Here is a 20,605-nt window from a genome sequence, read left to right as displayed (position 1 = left end):
CAGAAACAGGAATAATAGTATAAAAAGAAAAGCCCTTCAGAATGGACATTCTAAAGGGCTATGGCTTAGCTTAAAGCAATTAAATTTTTGGTGTTTCGGTCGTCACACCCTGATTCTGTCCTCTGTGTCTTAAGAGGTGGTCCATCAATACAATTGCCAACATAGCTTCTGCAATGGGTACAGCCCGGATACCAACGCATGGATCATGCCGCCCTTTTGTGATTAACTGAGTCGATTCTCCGGATTTTGTAATCGTATCCCCAGGGACCGTAATACTGGAGGTCGGTTTCAGCGCGATGCTCGCAACGATGTCCTGACCCGTTGAGATTCCTCCCAAAATGCCGCCGGCATGATTACTTCCGAAACCATCAGGAGACAATGGATCTCTGTGCTGACTACCCCGCTGACCTACAACATCAAAGCCATCGCCGATTTCCACACCTTTCACAGCATTAATACTCATTAATGCATGGGCAATATCCGCATCCAGACGGTCAAAAACAGGCTCACCCAGCCCCACCGGAACCTGAGTAGCAACAACCTGAATCTTCGCACCAATTGAATCGCCTTCTTTTTTCAGCTTACGAATCAGTTGATCAAACGCCTCTACCTTATCCGCATCAGGGCAGAAAAACGCATTATTTTCAATTTCGTGCCAATCCACTTTATCGATAGATACGCCGCCCATCTGAGACAAGTAGGCACGTATTTCAACGCCAAATTCCTGTTTCAGGTATTTTTTAGCAACCGCTCCGGCGGCTACCCTCATCGCTGTTTCCCGGGCCGAAGAACGACCACCACCGCGATAATCTCGAACTCCATACTTCTGATGATACGTATAATCGGCATGCCCCGGACGAAACTTATCTTTAATATCAGAATAATCCTTTGAACGCTGATCCGTATTTTCAATTAAAAGTCCGATAGACGTTCCGGTTGTTTTACCTTCAAAAACGCCAGACAAAATTTTCACCTGATCGGCTTCCTGACGCTGTGTCGTGTAACGGGATGTCCCCGGTTTACGCCTGTCCAGATCTTTCTGTAAATCACTTTCTGTAATTTCCAGCCCCGGAGGACAACCATCTACGATACAACCTAAAGCAATACCGTGGCTTTCTCCAAACGTCGTCACACGGAAATGTTGTCCAATGCTATTTCCAGCCATGAGTTCCTCTATTCCTGATGCAAAGTGTGTCTGCCTTTGCGCATATTCTCTGTTTTTGTTGGCCTCATAGTGTCTTTAAACGAACAGGATGTAAAGACTACAAGACCCATTTCTTGTTGAATAAATGAGCTACCGTTAATCCAGATACAGTGCGAATTCATCTTTGCATTCGACTAACTGCTCTTTGGTCAGTAAAAAGACTCCGTGGCCACCATTTTCAAATTCCAGCCAGGTAAATGGAATCGCCGGATATTGCTCTATCATGTGTATCATAGAATTACCAACTTCACAGACAAGAATACCCTGTTCAGACAAATAATCGGGGGCATTTGCCAAAATTCTTCTGACCAGTTTCAGTCCATCTGAACCGGCAGCCAACCCCAGTTCCGGCTCATGTAAAAACTCCCCCGGCAGACTATTCATGTCTTCCTCATCAACATAAGGCGGATTCGTAACAATAATATCGTACTGTTCTTTCGGTAAATCCCGGAATAAATCAGACCGGATAGGAAAAACCTGTTGTTCGCATCCATGATCCTGAATATTTTGCTCGGCAACAGTTAGTGCATCCAGAGAAATATCAATGGCATCGACTTCTGCTTCAGGAAATGCATGAGCGCAGGCGATTGCGATACAACCACTACCGGTGCATAAATCCATAATACGCGCCGGTTCTTTTGTCAGCCAGGGTTCAAACTGCTGCTGAATCAGCTCTCCGATAGGAGAACGTGGCACCAGAACCCTTTCATCGACATAAAACTCCAAACCACAGAACCAGGCCTTATTAGTAATGTAAGCAACGGGTTTTTTATCATTTATTCGCTGAATTACCCGATCAACGATGGTAGTACGTTCACTACTGGTTAGGCGGGAATTAAGTACATGAGGAGGAACATCAATCGGCAGATACAGGGTCGGTAAAATAAGCTGTACTGCTTCATCCCACGCATTATCAGTACCATGACCATAAAATAGGCTGGCAGCATTAAAACGGCTTACCGCCCAGCGAATCATATCCTGAAGTGTATGAAGCTCAGAAACCGCTTCTTCTACAAAAATCTTATCCAAACTTTCCTCCAAAAAGCGCTACAATACGACCTCTCTAAAAATATGACATAAAACGAGCCAATGACAGACAATAAAGATAATTATTCTGATGATGACTTCGCTTTATTTCGTGAGGAAGTAAAGGGCGTAAAAAAGTTGCGACAGGATACCATAATCAAGCAACCAAACAGAAACGTTAAACACAAAGAAATTCACAAGGAATCAAGGGAAGCCGACAACAGTGGTTTTTATTTTTCTGATGAATTTATGCCCCTTCTGAACGAAGACGGACCAACCCGCTACGCCAGAAGTGATGTATCAAAATATGAGCTAAAAAAATTGCGCCGTGGTGTCTACGTTCCGGATGTTTTTCTTGATATGCATGGAATGACTCAGAAAGAGGCCAAACGGGAACTAGGAGCAATGATTGCCTATTGTGTGAAAGAATCAGTACATTGTGCCTGCGTTCAGCATGGCATTGGCAAACACATACTCAAACAAAAGGTCCCTCTATGGCTGGCACAACATCCGGATGTCATGGCTTTCCATCAGGCCCCTCTGGAATTTGGTGGTGATGGTGCTCTGCTGATTCTTCTCTCTATCCCGGAAAGATAAAACAGGAAATCATTAATAGGTCATATCCGGCGGTATATTCATTGTGTCTTCATCCAGAACCGGACGCTTACCGCCTTTTTTACGATACTGTTTTAACTGAAAGACATACGCCAACACCTGTGCAACCGCCACAAATAACTGATCCGGGATTTCCTGCTCCAATTCCGTTGTATGGTACAAAGCCCGAGCCAGCGGGGGAACCGGAACAATATAAATATCATTTTCCCTTGCCACTTCACGAATTTTCATTGCAATATGATCTACCCCTTTCGCAACGACAACCGGAGCCTTATCTGTTCCCTGTTTATAGCGTAGGGCCACAGAGAAATGCTCCGGGTTGGTCACGATGACATCAGCCTGCGGTACATCCGCCATCATTCGGCGCTGAGCGGCTTCCCGCTGCAACATCCGGATACGCCCCTTAACTTCCGGTTTCCCTTCTGTTTCCTTATATTCGTCTTTCACTTCCTGTTTACTCATTTTCAGCTGATTCGCGTGCTGCCAGATCTGAAAAGGAATATCAATGGCCACAACGACTAAAAGAGAACAACTAATCAGTAAAACAAAATTAAGCAATATATCCAAAGCATGAAAGATATTTTGCGGGAAAATATCCAGACTCAGCTGGAATAGATCATGCTGATAACTCTGAATAAGGGAAAAAGCGACACCGGCAACCAGCACGACTTTCAAAATGGATTTCAGCAACTCAACCCAGCTCTGCATACCAAACATACGTTTAAGGCCGCTTAACGGATTCAGCTTATTGAGTTTTGGTCTTGCTGCTTCTGCAGAAAACTGGATACCACCCAGTCCTGCTGCACCGAATAATGCAGAAATAAACAACATAATCAGTATTAGCATCAAAGGCAGTACGACTGCTATGATTGCCCCAGAGGCAATATCAAGCAGCTTAGTCATATCAAATACTTCTTCCCGGCTTAAACTGAAAAGACGTGACATCATGGTAAAAAGATCACGGGCAAGCGTATTACCGAACCACATAAGCGCGACGGAACCGGCCACCAGAACAGAGACCGATGCTAACTCTTTTGACCGGGCCACCTGTCCCTTTTCTTTGGCCTGCTGTCGCCTTCGGGGGGTGGCTTCTTCGGTGCGTTCCTGACCGTCAGACTCAGCCATTATGCTCTCCTAACAGTTCATTTTAATCATACGGCAAAGCTCCTGCTCACCATATTGCCAGTATTGCTCATAATGAGTGTACAGCCCGGATACGATATACCAGCAAATCAGTAACCCCACCATTAATGCAAACGCAAAACCTAGTGAAAAGATATTCAGTTGTGGTGCCGCCCGGGTCATCACCCCAAAGGATAAATTCACCGTCAACAGAGCAATAATGCCCGATAACGACATATTTAATGCCACTTTAAATATCATTGAAAGCCATGTTGCCATTTCCCGGTAATCCGCGGCCTGCAAGCCGCCGGAACCGATAGGAATGGTTTTAAAGCTATAAACCACAAGTTGAATCAATTTTAAGTGTCCGTCACTAACCAGAAAAAATAAAGTGGCTAAGAACATAAAAAACTGACCAAGCAGTGGCGTATTCTGCCCATTGGCCGGATCAACCATTGAAGCAAAACCCAAACTCGACTGCATACCAATGATTTGCCCGAGCATAACAAACGTTTGCACAATAAACTGTGTCACCATACCCATGGCAATACCAATCAGAATCTGATTAAACGTAATTAAAAAACCGCCAAGAGAAAACAAAGGTGTCGAAATATCCACTACGGGAATAACCGGCATCGCAGCAAAAGTAATCGCCAGAGAAAGATACAACCTGACACGGGCAGGAACAAAACGGGCACCAGTCACCGTCATAACCATGAGCATCGCAGCAATACGGATAAAGGGCCAGAAATAATTGGCTATCCATTCCAGAACCAGATGAGTCGGATACTCCATTCCGTAATCCCCTAAAACAAGACCTGAGGAATGCGCTCAATCATAGTATGAAAAAAATCCATCAGAATACGGGTCATCCAGTGGCCGAAAAGCATTAACGATAAGAGTGTGACTATCAAACGGGGTAAAAAGCTCAGTGTCTGTTCGTTGATGGATGTCGCAGCCTGAAAAACAGCAACGACTAAACCAATCAACAGACTGGGAATGATAATAGCCGACACCATAAGCAGCACTATCCACAGAGCGTCCCGAAAGATTTCAACAAAAATTTCTGGTGTCATAATCTTCTCCTAGAGAGAGAAACTGCCGGCCAACGTTGACAGTATCAGATTCCACCCATCAACCAAAACGAACAGCATCAGCTTAAATGGCAGTGATACAATCATGGGTGACAACATCATCATCCCCATTGCCATCAAGACCGACGCTACCACCAGATCAATAATCAAAAACGGCAAAAACAGCATAAAACCTATCTGAAATGCCGTTTTCAGTTCGGATGTTACAAACGCAGGAATCAATACCGACATCGGAACATCCTGAGGATCGTTAACATCAGAGCCTGAAAGATGAACAAACGTCTCTAAGTCTTTGATTCTGGTTTGTTTAAGCATGAATTGCTTCATAGGTTGCTGAGCGCTGTCGAACGCCTGCCTGGCCGATATTTTGTCATTAAGATAGGGCTGAACGGACTGCTGATTAATTTTATCAAATACCGGTGACATGATAAAAAAAGTCAGAAACAGAGAGATACCGATAATGACCTGATTCGACGGCGTTTGTTGCAGTCCCATCGCCTGACGTAAAATCGACATCACAACCACTATCCGGGTAAAAGATGTCATCAGAATCACAATGGCGGGTAAAAAACCCAGCATCGTCATCAACGCAAGGATTTGCAGATTAATTGAATAATCTTCGCTACCATCCGGATTGGTTTTCATCGTAATCGCCGGTATACCACCATTACTGAATTGCCCGGCTGTTGAGCTGGTTGTTACCCCCTGAGATGAAATGCTTTTTGTGACAACCGAACTAGCCGGTTGAGCTGAACCGGTCTGAGCAAACACAGGAAACGATGAAATCAGCATGAAAAAACACAGCAAAAAACTATGCCGTAACATTTGCCAACCCTTAAGCAGACTACTATTTTTCATTTTTCTTCAACAATTGATTAAGTTGTTTCGCAAACGATGATGAAAGCATTTTCCCCGACGCCATTTCAGACTCATCACTGAGAGGGGTTTCCAGCCTGGAAATCAACTGAATAGATTGTGGTGTCATTCCGACAACAAACTGTTCCTCTCCTGCTTTTACCACCATTAACCTTTCCCGGGCACCCAAGGGTATCTGACGAATAACCGCAAAATCTTTATCCCGGCCTAAAGCTGGTATCCGCATACGTTTCATCAGCCACGCAAGAAATAAAATTAATGCTATTACAAAGATCAGAGAACCGAAAGCTGTAAAAACGTCAAACTGGCCGCTATCTGTTGCAGCCAGTGACGAAAAAGAACTCATCATACCAATTGGTAGCAAATACCACCGAAATAGTCGTTTCATAACACTATTTAAGCTTTTTAATTCGTTCAGTCTGACTGATGACATCCGTCAGTCGAATACCAAATTTATCGTTAACCACAACCACTTCACCATGGGCAATCAACGTTCCGTTTACCAGTACATCGAGAGACTCTCCGGCAATCCGGTCCAGCTCAACCACGGAACCCTGGTTCAGTTGTAGCAGGTTACGGATGCTGATCTGTGAACGTCCAACTTCCATAGATATCGTTACCGGGATATCCATGATGGTATCGAGCTTTCTCCGTTCATCTTCTGAGATCGGTTCTGAAGTATCTTTTAACTCTTCTAAAGGTGCCGATAAGACTTCATCTACGTCAACTTCAGGCGCATCAGGATCTTCGCCAAGAGCTGCTGCCCACTCATCTGCCAGTTTTTGATCATCAGACTCAGACATAATTCACCTTATTCGTCTTCATGTTGTACTTGTTCAATATCATCTTCTTCCTCAAGCTCGGAAATAATATTTTCTGTGAGGAAAGCCAAATCGGTTTTTACGACATCAGGTCGTCTTATTTTTTCCGAAATCTGTATTGCTATATTTTCACCGGACTGCCCCATCTTAACCCTGAAAGTAGGCAGCTCTTCGACATACATTAAAGCGTGCGGAGGCATATCGATCGGAATAATATCTCCGGGCCGTAATTCCATTAAGTCTCTCAAAGAAAGATCTTTTTCCAGTAAATTCACCCTGAAATTCACCGGTACGTCCATTATTTCTTCTTTTAAAGCAGAGCTCCACCGGACATCGGTCTCCATTTTATCCGACTGCACACCGGCATCAAGCAACTCACGAATAGGCTCCACCATCGAATAAGGCATGACAACATGAAAATCACCGCCTCCGCCATCAACCTCAATATGAAATGAACTCACGACAATTACTTCCGTGGGACTCACAATATTCGCCATGCTTGGGTTTACTTCTGAATCCAGATATTCAAATTCAACGCCCATAACCGGAGACCAGGCTTCTTTGTAATCCGAGAAAACCAGTTTCAGTAATAACTGAACAACCCGTCTTTCAGTCGGAGTAAACTCACGGCCTTCAATTCGGGCATGAAAACGTCCGTCCCCACCAAAAAAGTTTTCAACCATAATGAAGACCAAACGGGCCTCCATCGTAATTAATGCCGTCCCTTTCAGTGGTCTGAAACGCACCATGTTCAGACTCGTAGGTACATAAAGCGTGTTCTGGTATTCTCCGAATTTCATCATCTGAACACCGTTGATAGAGACTTCAGCCGTTTTCCGCAACATGTTAAATAAACTAATACGCATATGCCGCGCAAAACGTTCATTAATCAGTTCAAGGGTCGGCATCCGACCACGAACAATACGATCCTGAGAAGAGAAATCAAAATTGACCGCACCCGGGGAGTCGGTAGCCTGCTCCTCTTCTTCCTCTACATCATCAACACCATGAAGTAGCGCATCGATCTCATCCTGACTTAATAAATCGGTCACCTAACCACCCTTTATTGCATAACAAAATCGGTAAACAGCACTTTTTCTATTACCGGATTACCCACAGCTTTACTCAGCGCTGTTCTGATATCTTCCGTTGCTTTATCCCGAAGTTCAACTCTTCCGGTCGGACTTCTAAGCTGTTCAACCGTTGCCGACGCGAACGTTGATAATAATGTACTCTCAATTAACGGAGAGTGATAACGGGCTTCGCTTTCATTATCTGAACCTCTGACCATCAGCTGTACTTTAATCTGAACCATCCGATCACGCTTATCACCCGTCACATTAAAGACAAACGGCTGAGCCAAACTGACATAGACCACGGGCTCTGTCACGACCGGAGCTTCCTGTACGGCAGCATCTTCTCCCGCTGAATCACCACCAGAGCCCATCAGAAAGAATGCAGCACCACCGCCACCAAGAAGCAGAACGACCACGGCAATGATGATGATCATTAATTTGCTTTTACCACCTTTGGGCTCTTCTGTCTGAACTTCGTCTTCTTCTGCCATAAATTATCTACCTGATAGAATGAATGAAATAACCTCTAAGCATAATAGCTTATACCATCTTTTGGCGAGGGTACATTTACTCTAAGTGTAACATCTGACTCATTATTTTCTTCCCAAAATCCCGCATCCAATGCAGAACCATCACTCTGAGGCTGACCATTTTGACCACGACCTGAGGCTGCGTAGCCATTTTGCTGCTGACCGGATTGATGCTGAACCGCCGTATCACCGACCTGAACGCCTTGCTGTGACAGCATTTCACGCAATCTTGGCATCGAACTTTCCAGTGCTTCACGGGCATGGTGGTTAGCCACGGTAAACTGAACTGAAGTAGCATCACCATTCATATGCATGCGAATGTGAACTTTCCCTAAATCAGGGGGATCTAACCTGATATCAATATTTTTCAGATTTTTAGACAACATCACATTAATTCGCTCTGCCAATTGATCAGATGCATTATCTTTATTGATCTGAACCGGAGCCTGAGAAGCGTCAGCCCGGCTAACCTGAGAAAGTGAGTGAGTGCTCTGATTACTCATCGTCGATATCTGCTGTGCTATATGGGCATCTTTACCGACTCTATCGCCATCAATTTCCCGAATATCCGAAAAACGCTCCATATTTACCAATCCATTTTTATGCTCAAATGACTTCGCCATATTTTTCGTCATTTGGGATGCAGCTTCATTCATGGCTGCATTATTCATCGCTGAATTTGGCGCCAAATTCGTTGCGGACTGTAAAAAATCGGCATTCTGTTTTTCTGGCATCTGCATTGATACCAGTTGTGACTGATGATGCTGAGTCACATTAGTCTGCATAGCACCGGAAATTAGCTGAGACACTGTCTGTCCATGCCTGTGCGCCAATTTTTCTAACTCCGGTTTATTTAGTACCCCTAAATCAATCACCTTACCATCCGTATCAACAAACATTATGGAGGCTGACTGACTGCTTTCATCCATCATTCCTGCCGCTACGCCAGGAGCAAAATACATGGCCGGATTCTCAGACGGAAGTTCTGCCAGAGACGGAGGCAATCCATGCTGGGTTAACAACGCCTCCTTCTCTCTCTTTGTCATTTTCTGCAATTGTTGAGGAGATACCTCAGCAGCATCAGAAACACCGGCATCAATAGCGTTAACCATATTAACAGCATCTGACGGTGTCACTTTTTGCAAATATCCATTCTGGCTCACAGCCTGAACCTGATTCAGATCGATACCGCTTAAAGCAGACTCATCCGATAGTTGATATTCCGCATTTTCAGCCAGAGAAGGATCCACTAAATCTGCTCCTTCTGGCTTTTGAGCATATGAAATGGAACCCGGTACCGGATTGCCTACTGGTAAAGAACCGTTTGCTAAAATATCAGCTTGTTTACCCTTATGATCTTTATTATGGTGTGTAATGTTGTCTATATGCTGTGTTTCTTTGGTTGGATAAGCCATCGTTAATTGCTCTGCGACTGAATCAAATTCCGACTCAGCATTCTTTTTCACATTTTCAGCAGAGGCGAACTTATTCATATCAGCCTGAACCTCTGGAGCGATCTCTTTCTCCCCCAGCTTTGTATCGGTACTGATGAGGTCAGATTCATCGCCTTTATATGTCTGAGGCAAACCCTTGCCGGGCGATAAAGTAGCATTTGCCTCTTTAAGCCGATTGAGAACCAGTTTTCCTTCATCCATAACCTGAGATACATCATCCGCAGGCTGTATGGTTTTACCCGATTTCGATAAAGCCATAGCCGGATCTGAATCAGAATGTTTAACCAAAACCTTTGACGATTCCACGTCCGGTTTTCTTTTCTGATCAGCAATAAATTCCGAATTTCCGGCCAGATCGGATGCTAACTCCATGCCTTCCTGAGACTCTAAATTTTTAACCTGAGTATCGCTGTCAATCTGAGCTTTCGCCGCATCCCCGACAGGCAGCTCACCTTCACCGGTATCGGCTCCGGCTTTCACAGTTGTTCCTTCTTTCACAGAATCAACCTGACTCCCGGCATCATTATCCCCAGAAAAAAATGAAGCTAACTTGCTGAAAAAACCTTCATTTTCATCACTACTCTGTTCACTTTTCCCATCCGCCTTAAGACCGGTTTTTACATTTGGGACATCGGATGTTGAGCCAAAATTAATTTTCATATATTGCACTCACTGTCAGGAGAACCATACCCACAAGATAACGAGACCTGATTTTCAGCAAAGCCCTGTTACCTTTATCTGTATTGGTTAATGCAAATAATAAGCCATCTTAAGAATTGTTCCGCATCTTCTGGCGGTTAAACTGTAATGTTGCAAACTCATCAAGGAATTTCTGTTCTTTTTTCTGTTCCAGCAGCTCTTTTTCCGCTTTTCTTTTTTCAATTAACCATTCGTAGGATCGGGACTGCTTCCTCACATCCAGCCAATGCTCCTCACAATTCTGAACCTGCTGCTTAAAATGAGATTCAGCTTCTCTCTGCTTAGCCAGTGTTTCGTCAAGTTGAGTTAAAAAACGGTTCAGATGCCAGTATTGACTGGCCGAAAGACCATTTTGCCCACGCTCAACCAATTGACTGCAATAATCCAGACGGTATTGCTCAATTTGCTTCAACTGGACATAATAATTATCAAGCTCCTGACGGGCACTGTTTAAAGCAAGAACAGCCTGTTCCTCCTTCTCTTTTGCCTGATCCAGTAAAAACTCCAGTGCATTTTCCATAAGGCTAAGACTCTGATTCTACCTGAAGCACACTTTTCAGCATTCCGACACACATATCATATGGAACCGATTCTTTCATTGCCTGCTGTAAGAAATTATCGATTCGTGGTTTCAACGTAAATGCACTGTCAATCGCCGGATCCGAACCTGCTTTATAGGCACCGATAGAAACCAAATCCTGATTTTTCCGACATACTGAAAGGACCTGTCTGACAGCTTTAGACATCAAAACGTGTTCATCGGTGGTCACCTGAGGCATAACACGACTAACAGATTTCTCAACATCAATCGCCGGATAATGACCACTATCTGCCAATTCACGAGACAGCACAATATGACCGTCAAGAATCGCCCTTGACGCATCCGCTATCGGATCCTGCAGATCATCACCTTCTGTCAAAACCGTGAAAAATGCTGTGATGGAACCCTGCCCATCCGAACCATTACCGGCTCGTTCTACCAATGCCGGCAGTTTTGCAAATACAGACGGCGGGTACCCTTTTGTTGCCGGAGGCTCACCGACAGATAACGCAATTTCACGCTGAGCCTGCGCAAAACGAGTTAAAGAATCCATCAGTAACAGTACATCCAGCCCCTGATCACGAAAATATTCCGCAATCGTCAGTGCCGTCTGACACCCTTTCAGCCGCATCAATGGTGACGCATCCGCAGGAGCTGCAACGACAACCGAACGCTGTCTGCCATCAAAACCAAGGATTTCTTCGATAAACTCTTTTACTTCTCTGCCCCTCTCACCAATTAACCCAACGACAACCACCTGAGCCGTGGTTCCCCGGGTCATCATTCCTAATGTCACAGATTTACCAACACCGGAACCAGCAAACAGACCAATGCGCTGGCCTTTGCCAACGGTAAGAAGACCATTAATGGCTTTTATTCCGACATCAAGTGGTTCAGAAATGGGTTTTCTTGCTAAAGGATTAATCGACGGGACATTAAAAGACGCTTTCTGCTCGGTGTAAATTGGGCCCAATCCGTCCAGAGGATTACCAACACCATCAATAACTCTTCCCAGCAGTTCCATCCCGACAGATAACTGAGCAGCTTCCGTTAATGGTGTGACTTTCGCTCCGGGCAGAACCCCGGTGATTTGCTCACTTGGCATCAGAAAAAGACGATCACCTGAAAAACCAACCACTTCTGCTTCCATATAGCCTGCTATGGTTTCAACCTGGCATAAACTGCCTATAGGAGCCCGGCACCCCGTCGCTTCTAACGTCAGACCAACGACTCTGACAAGATGACCGGATGCAACCGGCCGGGTGGAAAGACCTTCTGTTTTGTACTGAGAAAGACGATCCGCTAGTGCCAGCATATTTATTCACCTTTTGGATGTCGGTTAGAACCACAAAAATTATGCAGAACCGTTTTAATCCGTTCTTCCATACGGTAATTGACACTTGATTCGCCGGCTTCAATCTGTACATCTCCCCGGTCAAGAGCCGGTTCAGTGACTAAAGTCCACTCTCTTAAAGTAAGCGCTTCCTCACCATAAGTCTGACGAACGATGTCTGCATCTACCGGATTAAGTTTTAACGTAATGGCATGACCGGTTACAGGTAAAGATTCGACCGATTCTTTGATGGTATCAAGAATGATTTGTTCATTCATTTCAAGCTCGACATGAACCACTTCGCGAGTCAGAGCCATAACCATATCAACAAGCTGTTTTTCGACCTGACTGTTCATCAGCTCTAACGGCTGACTGAACTGGTCAGCAAGTTTAATCAGACTGTCAATATGCTGAGAAACAACATCCCGGGCTTCTTCCAGACCTTTCTCCATCCCTTCCTGACGGCCTTCTGTTTCCCCGGCTTCATGACCTTCTTCTTTTCCTTTTTCGTAACCCTGCTTAAAACCGGCTTCCTGTCCCTGATGCAATCCCTGCTGATAGGCTTCCTGACGAATCTGTTCTATCTCCATCTCCGTCAAAGGTTTAATTTCTTGGATTTCCGGCTCTTCGAAATCCGGCATCCATGTTGGATCGTAGTTTAAGGCGCTGGGCTTTGCTTCCCGGTGATGATCACCATAATCGGGAAGTCCCCACTTTTGAGCATCCTGTTGTTCAAGGTCTTTACCCGGCCTTAAAAAACCCCGTTTTCTTTCTGATGTCATAACACCATACCCAACGATATTAATTGTTGATTATAAGAACTCATCAGCGCCGCCAGACAACATGATCTCACCGTTATCTGCCATCTTACGGGCAATCGCCAAAATTTCTTTCTGAGCGGCTTCCACATCCGAGACTTTGATTGGCGGCATCGCTTCAAGATCGTCTTTCATCATCTCAGCCGCACGTTTGGACATATTTTTAAAGATTTTTTCCTGAAGGATATCGTCAGCTCCTTTAAGGGCTTTCTGAAGAACATCCTGTGGAACATCACGCAACAGTTTCTGAATACCCTGATCATCCACTTCAGCCAGATTTTCAAAGACAAACATCAGATCTTCAATCTGAGTAGCCAAATCTTCATCCTGATCTCGCATCTGTTCAATCAATGCACTCTCAACATTATTATCAAAGAAGTTCATGATTTCAGCCGCCGCTTTCAGACCACCAATTTTCGCAGCCTGAGCACCAGCCTGACCGGCAAATTGTTTTTCCATAATTTCATTCAGCTCTGCCAAAGCCGATGGCTGAACTTCTTCCAGATTTGCAATTCGCATCATCAAATCCAGACGATCCCGCTCAGCAAATTGAGCTAAAATTTCAGCCGACTGGTCCGGCTCCAGATAAGACAATACAATTGTCTGGATCTGAGGGTGTTCGTTGATAATGATGGAAGCTACCTGTCGTGGATCCATCCATTTCAGAGAATCCAAACCTTTTGATCCGGTTCCCAGCAAAATCTGGTCAACCAGATTATTGGCTTTATCTTCACCCAAGGCAGTAACAAGAGCATTACGCAGAAAGTCTTCACTACCCATACCAATATTGGTGTATTTCTGAATGTCTTCCAGAAAAGCACGGTGCACAGCCCCAACCTTATCCTGACTTAAATCGGCCGCTCTGGCCATTGCACTACCAACTCGCTGAACCTGCTTAGGTTCTAAATGACGGATGATACCAGCGGCATCTTCTTCGTTTAAACTCAGGAGAAGAATGGCTGCTTTTTCATCACCACTCATTTCAGATATATCAACACTGGGTACGATATCTCCGCCTTCTTTTGCGTCATCATCAGCCATCGTTTTCTACCATCCAGTTTTTCACAACCTGTGCTGCCAACTCAGGTTCATTTGCAACCAGAGCACGAACCGCTTTCAGCACATCTTCATCTTTATGCAGATTCGGCAAATCAATTGAAGAACCGAATTCAAAGAGCTCTGCACTGTCAATATCACTGCCAATTAAGCTGGTTTCACCGTCAGCACCAATTGGCAAGCCATCCGGTCCATACAAATCTTCATCTTCTTCAACAGTTGGGTTAATAAGCTTTTTCATTGCCGGTCTGACAAGTACAAGAATAATAACCACAATAACCAAAGCACTTGCCAGCCATCTTACCCATTCACCAAAGTTAGGATTTTCCCAGATAGGTACATCAACAACCGGTTCTACGTCTGGAGCAGCAAATGGCATACTTAATACATTCAGTAAATCACCACGACTTTCGTTGTAACCGACTGCTCCGATAAGCACCTGTTTAATAGATTTTAGCTGCGAATCCGTCAATGGAACATACGTCACCTTTCCTGTATCCGGATTGACAACTTCACGATCTTTCACGGCAACGGCCACCGTTTGTCGGGCAATCACTCCCGTCTGCTTTCTTTCATGGCTAATCGTTGTGTCAATTTCATAATTTCGGGTGGCTTCTTTATGAACAGAACCCTGACCAAGCAACGATCCATCTTTCATTTTTGCCACATCTTCAGGAATAGACGAGTCTGCCGGTGGTTGGTTACTTAATGCTCCCGGGACGCCCGCTACGGTATTACTATTATTGTAATCATCAACAGTATATTCGCTTCGGGTTGCAGGGTTGGCCGGATCGAACTTTTTATGGGTTTGCTCTACGGCACTAAAATCCAGAGATACATCGACCTGAGCGGTATAATTTCCAAGGCCTAAAATGGGGATAAGAACCGAGTCAATTTTATTTTTCAGAACCTCTTCCTGTTTTTGCTCCAGTTCCTGTTCTTTTCTTCTTGCCGAAGATACCGGATCTTCAGAACCGGAATTTAATAAACGACCATGCTGGTCTGTCACTGTTACCCGGTTGGTTTTCATTCCCGGAACCGCACTGGCGACCATATCGACAATAGCGTCAACTTCCCGTTGTTTTAAATTTGCTCCGGTTCTCAGTGTCAAAAAGACGGAAGCGGATGCTTCCTGATTCTGACGAACAAAAACGCTCTGTTTCGGCATGGCTAATAACACTCTTGCCTTACGAACCTGCGTCATTTCCTCAATCGCTTTAGCAAGCTGTCTTTCACGGCTTAATTTCAGTCTTTCAATTTCAAGACGTTGTGATACACCAAATCCCATATCCTGCATCAGAATATCATCACCGGCATCCTGATTACGGTTCAAACCGGCTCTGACAAGATTCAGTTTCAGGCTATTGTAATCACTGTCAGGAACCAAAATGGTGTTCCCGTCCAGCTTATACTCCTGTTTCTGTTTATCCAGATAATCCAGAACGGAAATCAGCTCTTCTGTATCATAAGCACCTAATGGCCGCATTTCCGGTTCTTTAACCCAGAAAAACAGCATCAAAATTAATGCAACACAGATAGAAATCGATAACACCAGAACAATTTGGCGGACCAGATCCAGATCTCCCGAACCAAAATCGAAACGAGAGGAGCTCTTTTCATCTTTATCCAGATTCTGACTCTCAAGGCCATCAGTATCGCTTGCCATTAATGCGGTACTGTCGGAACTATCCTGAATTGCCAGATCTGTTGATTGATTTTCTTCAGCCACGATAAATACCTACGACAAACTATACTGGCATGTTCATAAGCTCTTTATAAGCTTCGACCAATTTATTGCGAACCTGAATTGTTGCTTCGAAAGCAACACTGGATTTATTTCTGGCAATCATGACATCTGAAAGGGAAACACCTTCGTCACCCCTGTCAAATCGGGTTTGAAGATTACTGGAGGCTTTTTGTAAATGATTCACATTGTTGATAGCATCAGATAACATTTCACCGAAATCGGCACCAACAGTCTGGCTGGTTGCTACAGGCTGACGATTCGACGCTTCAACCATCATCGCCTGCATTTCATTTTGTAAACCATCTAGTCTCATATTCGCCTCACCGCCAAAGATTTGACCTTGTTCTGACATTCTAATAACTATTCAGCAATTAGCGTGCCATGACTCAAATCCGGTCAGCCCGGAATCTCGATACCGGCATCACGCATTTTAGCCAACTTATAGCGCAGAGTTCTGGGGCTGATACCCAGTCTTTCCGCCATTTCCTTACGACGACCATTACATTCTTTTAAGGTTTCAAGAATAATGGAAAATTCCTGATCACGTAATTCACCACCTAAGCCCGAATTCCCGGAGTTTAGTGACATATGAGACACACCATTTTCTTCATATTCTGCAACAGTCCTGACAGAAGGCACCACATCAGAACTGTCACCAGCAACTAATTGTTGTAGTCCATCGGAGTCTTGCCAGTCAACGCCTTCCAGAAGGATATGTTCTCCGGTAACTTGTTGGTTTTCAGTGAGAATAAGAGCCCTCTGAACCACATTATCAAGTTCACGGACATTGCCCGGCCAGGGATAGGCCAATAATTTACGGACCGCACTTTCTTCAAGAACCGGAACCGGAAGACCCAGTTTTTTACAATGCCTTTCAATCAGATGTTCTGCCAGAGGCTGGATATCTCCGGGTCTGTCACTCAAAGATGGCCAGGTAATTGGGAACACATTCAGACGATAATATAAATCCTCTCTGAAGTTACCTTCATGAACATAGCGTTTGAGATCCCGGTTACTGGTTGCCAAAACACGGACGTCCAGCTTAATGCTCTTACGGCTCCCCAGTCTTTCAACCTCTCGTTCCTGCAGGACCCTCAGTAATTTAGCCTGAAGGCTTAAATCCATTTCACTGATCTCATCCAATAAAATCGTTCCGCCCTGTGCCTGCTCAAATTTCCCGGGGCAAGCCTGAATCGCCCCCGTAAATGCCCCTTTTTCGTATCCGAACAACGTGGCTTCTAACATATTTTCAGGAATAGCAGCACAGTTAATCGCAACAAATGGCCCATCTTTACGCAATGACGCATTATGAATATACCGGGACATCACTTCTTTACCCGAACCGCTCGGCCCCATGATCATGACACTGGCATCAGTCTTGGCAACTTTGTCAGCTAAAGCCAGCAGTTTAAGGCTCTTTTCATCAGCAACAACCGCATCGCCGTTATCATCACTTTTCACAGGCGCATAACGACTGACCATGTTCAGCAAGACTTCAGGAGCAAATGGCTTAGCCATATAATCTATCGCCCCTTCCTTCATTGCAGCGACAGCATCTTCAATATTGGCGTATGCTGTCATCAGGAGAACGGGCAAATTTGGCCATTGCTGCTTAATATTGCGTAGTAATGCCAGACCGCCCATACCGGCCATTTGGACATCCGAAACAACAATGTCAATGGTTTCTGTTTTCAGTTTAACTAACGCGTCTTCCGCACAATCCGCCTCTACCCAGTCATAACCGGCAAGAGCAAGAGTATCGACCAGCGCTTCACGAAGACCCTCATCGTCTTCAACGATTAATACTTTACTTTGAGCCATTACTCTTCTCCTTTCGCTTCAGCAGATTGAATCGCTGTTGTGATTGGCAAACTGATGGTAAAACAGGCACCGTCACCTTCTTCAGATATAAGTTCCAGAGTACCTTCATGAGCTCGGCAAACCATTTGGACAACAGCAAGTCCAAGTCCGGTTCCCTGAGATCGGGTGGTATAAAAAGGTTCCATAATTTTATTCTGTAACTCTTTTGGTATCCCAGGCCCATTGTCCTGTACCGAAATTTTTAAACTATCATTAACCGGACGCACAAATACATCAATCTGAGCGCCTTTTCCTGAATTCTGAATCGCATTCATCACAAGATTACTCAGTGCCGAGGCAATGGCATTGGAATTGCCCATAAGCACTTCTTCATCCGCTTCTACTTCTAAAGCATAGTCAATTTTGTTTGCGTGTAATGCAGTTTCTACCATTGGCTGAAACTCATCAATCAGCTCTCTGACCAAAAATGGTTTAACTACTTTATTGTCTCCACCTTTAGCAAACAACAACATATCGTTCACCTGCTTATCAAGATCATGCAATCTGTCCATCAATTTCGTCTGAAAGCGTTCTCTTGTTGCAGACGGCAGATTCGATGTTCCAAGATTAGAAGCATATAGCATGGCACTGGACAGTGGCGTTCTCACCTGATGAGCCAAAGAAGCAACCATACGTCCAAGAGAAGAAAGACGCTGTAAATCACTTATCCGGGACTGCAAAAGACGGGTTTCCGTTAAGTCCGTTATGAGTATCAGTTGTCCGGTATTAGAAGCAGATATTGCCAGATGGACTTTACGCCCGTTACGCAAAGAGATTTCATGTCCATCATCTTCGCGGGGATCAAACGCCGTCTGGATAACAGAAAACCAACGTTCACCGACAAGAGAAACTTCCAGTAAGCGGTGAGCTTCCGGATTGGCTTCTCTGACCACCCCCTGCGTATCCAGAAGAATCACGCCCGCAGGCATCACGTTCAGTACCTGCTTATAACGGGCGACCTGATCTTCGAGAGAGTCCAGATGTGAATATTGCTCTTGAAGTTGAGAGTCTTCCATGTCGAATATCTGCCTAATAAATACAACAAAGGCTTAGAAGCAAAAAGCATTCCAAGCCTTATTTTTAATAAATATCATACAGTTAAAGTTAAAATAAAATCACGACAATATATTGACTCTGATTAACTCTATCTCTGCATATTATATTTTCGCATTTTCTCAACCAGCGTAGTTCTGCGCATACCGAGCATATCTGCGGCTCTGGCAACCACGCCACTCTGAGCATCCAGTGCCTGATTAATCATGTTGATTTCCAGCTCGGCCAGCAACTCTTTAAGATTAACTCCCTCAGGAGGAAGAGATTGTGGTGAATTGCTATTGTTTACAATATCATCCAGAGCACTGATATCTTCTACCTTAAATTCTTCGGAAAAAATCCCGGCGAGCAAATCTCTTTCCTGCTCTTCAACCGGCATACCAGCACTGTTTTCCGGATGAAATTCAGGAATATCGCTATACCGATATTTCGTTGGTAAATGATTCACATCAACCAGACTATTCGGATAAAGAATGATCATCCTCTCAACTAAATTGGCTAATTCACGCACATTACCGGGCCATGTATGCTCCATCAGGGAATTAATGGCTCTTGGAGTAAACCCAATTTTGGGAGCCCCTTCTGCCTGCATACGGGTAAGTAGCTCCTGAATCAATAATGGAATATCCTCAACCCGATCTTTCAGAGCCGGCATTTCAATTGGGAACACGTTAAGGCGATAATATAAATCTTCGCGGAAAGATTCTTTATCAATCATGGTTTCAAGGTTTCTGTGAGTCGCAGCAACAACACGAACATTAACCTTTATCGTACTGTTGCCACCTACACGTTCGAACGTTCTTTCCTGCAATACTCTAAGTAACTTAACTTGCATAGCCATCGGCATATCACCGATTTCATCAAGGAAAAGCGTACCACCATCGGCCAGCTCAAAACGACCTTTTCTTGATGTCAAGGCACCGGTAAACGCCCCTTTTTCATGGCCGAACAGTTCACTTTCCAACAAATCAGCCGGAATTGCACCGCAGTTAATCGGAACAAAAGGTCCGGTTCTACGAGGTGAATGATAGTGAATATTTCTGGCAACCACCTCTTTACCGGTTCCGGATTATCCAAGGATCAAAACGTTTGCATCGCTTCCGGAAACTTGTTCAATTAAATGTCTGACTTCCTGAATGCCTTCACTCTGACCGACCAAACTGCGAAATAACATATTTTTGCGGCTGGGATTGAACAGCGTGCCATTACGCCGACCAAGAAAAGTCCGGCAATGATTTAATGCATCCGTTACCTGAGGATAATTGAGGGGAAAATCCAGCTCTCCCACATAATTCGTAAAACTATCGAGAGAATAACACTGGTGGTTCGTTCGAAGTAATGGAATATGGCTGGCCTTGTGTAAAGACTGCTCCATAGGTTTAGTGAGTTTTTTCCCTGTTATAGATCCTAATATGCATCCGGCCCAATTTTCAGACCAATTGATATCACCAATACCAGATGAGTCAATCGCTTCACATGACTCACCAATAAACTCCAGAATAGTTTGGAGCTGTTGCCGGATAGTAGAGTCATCCTCGATGACAAGCAGTTTTGCTAAACCTTGCATGGAATAAGTACGATCACCTTAAGTAAAATTATTATTGCTGATAAATAAAGATACAAAGTCTACGATTTCATATCTCTACTAGTTAACATTAGTCAAATATTAACTTTCAGCAA

General features: G+C 44.4%; 20 protein-coding genes and 1 pseudogene. 1 reads left to right on the top strand and 20 read right to left on the bottom strand.

What is annotated here, in order from left to right:
* Window positions 1-79: 79 nt before the first annotated feature.
* Window positions 80-1,165: a chorismate synthase gene (gene aroC / locus LRQ06_RS11810; protein ID WP_232766555.1), complete on the bottom strand. Its 1,086-nt coding sequence runs from the start codon at window positions 1,163-1,165 to the stop codon at window positions 80-82.
* Between the two features lie 135 nt (window positions 1,166-1,300).
* A complete protein-coding gene (gene prmB, locus LRQ06_RS11805; RefSeq protein ID WP_232766553.1) occupies window positions 1,301-2,233 on the bottom strand; it encodes a 50S ribosomal protein L3 N(5)-glutamine methyltransferase in 933 nt (310 codons plus the stop codon).
* A gap of 60 nt (window positions 2,234-2,293) precedes the next feature.
* Between prmB and smrB the strand changes: the two genes are divergently transcribed.
* Entirely contained in the window at window positions 2,294-2,827 is a 534-nt protein-coding gene (smrB, locus tag LRQ06_RS11800; RefSeq protein WP_232766552.1) for an endonuclease SmrB, read from the top strand.
* 12 nt (window positions 2,828-2,839) lie between these two features.
* Here smrB and flhB read toward each other — a convergent pair whose 3' ends face one another.
* The 18 genes and pseudogenes from flhB to LRQ06_RS11710 all read right to left on the bottom strand — a co-directional run bounded on the left by flhB (window position 2,840) and on the right by LRQ06_RS11710 (window position 20,492).
* Window positions 2,840-3,970, bottom strand: a complete 1,131-nt coding sequence (gene flhB / locus LRQ06_RS11795) for a flagellar biosynthesis protein FlhB (RefSeq protein WP_232766550.1) — start codon at window positions 3,968-3,970, stop codon at window positions 2,840-2,842.
* Between the two features lie 9 nt (window positions 3,971-3,979).
* Window positions 3,980-4,762, bottom strand: coding sequence for a flagellar biosynthetic protein FliR (fliR, locus tag LRQ06_RS11790; protein WP_232766548.1), 783 nt, complete (start codon window positions 4,760-4,762; stop codon window positions 3,980-3,982).
* Between the two features lie 11 nt (window positions 4,763-4,773).
* Complete coding sequence (fliQ, locus tag LRQ06_RS11785; protein WP_232766547.1) at window positions 4,774-5,043, bottom strand: flagellar biosynthesis protein FliQ; 270 nt, start codon at window positions 5,041-5,043, stop codon at window positions 4,774-4,776.
* A gap of 9 nt (window positions 5,044-5,052) precedes the next feature.
* A complete protein-coding gene (gene fliP, locus LRQ06_RS11780; protein WP_373054830.1) occupies window positions 5,053-5,853 on the bottom strand; it encodes a flagellar type III secretion system pore protein FliP in 801 nt (266 codons plus the stop codon).
* A 55-nt stretch (window positions 5,854-5,908) separates the two neighbouring features.
* Window positions 5,909-6,325 (bottom strand): flagellar biosynthetic protein FliO, encoded by a 417-nt coding sequence (gene fliO / locus LRQ06_RS11775; RefSeq protein ID WP_232766543.1) that lies wholly within the window; start codon window positions 6,323-6,325, stop codon window positions 5,909-5,911.
* A 4-nt stretch (window positions 6,326-6,329) separates the two neighbouring features.
* The gene (gene fliN / locus LRQ06_RS11770) at window positions 6,330-6,740 is read right to left on the bottom strand and encodes a flagellar motor switch protein FliN (protein ID WP_232766542.1); all 411 of its coding nucleotides are present in this window, start codon (window positions 6,738-6,740) and stop codon (window positions 6,330-6,332) included.
* 8 nt (window positions 6,741-6,748) lie between these two features.
* Window positions 6,749-7,810 (bottom strand): flagellar motor switch protein FliM, encoded by a 1,062-nt coding sequence (gene fliM / locus LRQ06_RS11765; protein ID WP_232766540.1) that lies wholly within the window; start codon window positions 7,808-7,810, stop codon window positions 6,749-6,751.
* 11 nt (window positions 7,811-7,821) lie between these two features.
* Window positions 7,822-8,325, bottom strand: a complete 504-nt coding sequence (fliL, locus tag LRQ06_RS11760; RefSeq protein ID WP_232766538.1) for a flagellar basal body-associated protein FliL — start codon at window positions 8,323-8,325, stop codon at window positions 7,822-7,824.
* A gap of 35 nt (window positions 8,326-8,360) precedes the next feature.
* Window positions 8,361-10,478 carry a flagellar hook-length control protein FliK gene (locus tag LRQ06_RS11755; protein WP_232766537.1) on the bottom strand — a complete coding sequence of 706 codons (2,118 nt, stop codon included), beginning with the start codon at window positions 10,476-10,478 and terminating at the stop codon, window positions 8,361-8,363.
* 109 nt (window positions 10,479-10,587) lie between these two features.
* Window positions 10,588-11,037, bottom strand: a complete 450-nt coding sequence (gene fliJ, locus LRQ06_RS11750; protein ID WP_232766535.1) for a flagellar export protein FliJ — start codon at window positions 11,035-11,037, stop codon at window positions 10,588-10,590.
* Window positions 11,038-11,041: 4 nt separating this feature from the next.
* A complete protein-coding gene (fliI, locus tag LRQ06_RS11745; protein WP_232766533.1) occupies window positions 11,042-12,373 on the bottom strand; it encodes a flagellar protein export ATPase FliI in 1,332 nt (443 codons plus the stop codon).
* Between the two features lie 2 nt (window positions 12,374-12,375).
* Window positions 12,376-13,173, bottom strand: a complete 798-nt coding sequence (gene fliH, locus LRQ06_RS11740) for a flagellar assembly protein FliH (RefSeq protein ID WP_232766532.1) — start codon at window positions 13,171-13,173, stop codon at window positions 12,376-12,378.
* A 30-nt stretch (window positions 13,174-13,203) separates the two neighbouring features.
* Window positions 13,204-14,250, bottom strand: a complete 1,047-nt coding sequence (gene fliG, locus LRQ06_RS11735; protein ID WP_232766530.1) for a flagellar motor switch protein FliG — start codon at window positions 14,248-14,250, stop codon at window positions 13,204-13,206.
* Window positions 14,243-15,994: a flagellar basal-body MS-ring/collar protein FliF gene (gene fliF / locus LRQ06_RS11730; protein ID WP_232766528.1), complete on the bottom strand. Its 1,752-nt coding sequence runs from the start codon at window positions 15,992-15,994 to the stop codon at window positions 14,243-14,245. Before fliF ends, fliG begins: the two co-directional genes overlap by 8 nt.
* Before the next feature lie 19 nt (window positions 15,995-16,013).
* Entirely contained in the window at window positions 16,014-16,325 is a 312-nt protein-coding gene (fliE, locus tag LRQ06_RS11725) for a flagellar hook-basal body complex protein FliE (RefSeq protein ID WP_232767171.1), read from the bottom strand.
* Between the two features lie 83 nt (window positions 16,326-16,408).
* Window positions 16,409-17,833 (bottom strand): sigma-54-dependent transcriptional regulator, encoded by a 1,425-nt coding sequence (locus tag LRQ06_RS11720; RefSeq protein ID WP_232766526.1) that lies wholly within the window; start codon window positions 17,831-17,833, stop codon window positions 16,409-16,411.
* Window positions 17,833-18,888, bottom strand: coding sequence for a sensor histidine kinase (locus LRQ06_RS11715; RefSeq protein ID WP_232766525.1), 1,056 nt, complete (start codon window positions 18,886-18,888; stop codon window positions 17,833-17,835). The genes LRQ06_RS11720 and LRQ06_RS11715 overlap by 1 nt, the downstream gene beginning before the upstream one ends.
* Before the next feature lie 128 nt (window positions 18,889-19,016).
* Window positions 19,017-20,492 (bottom strand): annotated as a pseudogene (locus LRQ06_RS11710) (sigma-54 dependent transcriptional regulator).
* Between the last annotated feature and the right edge of the window lie 113 nt (window positions 20,493-20,605).

Source organism: Vibrio salinus, from assembly GCF_021272385.1.
Lineage (GTDB): Bacteria > Pseudomonadota > Gammaproteobacteria > Enterobacterales > Vibrionaceae > Vibrio > Vibrio salinus.
This window is presented reverse-complemented; position numbering and strand designations above follow the sequence as displayed.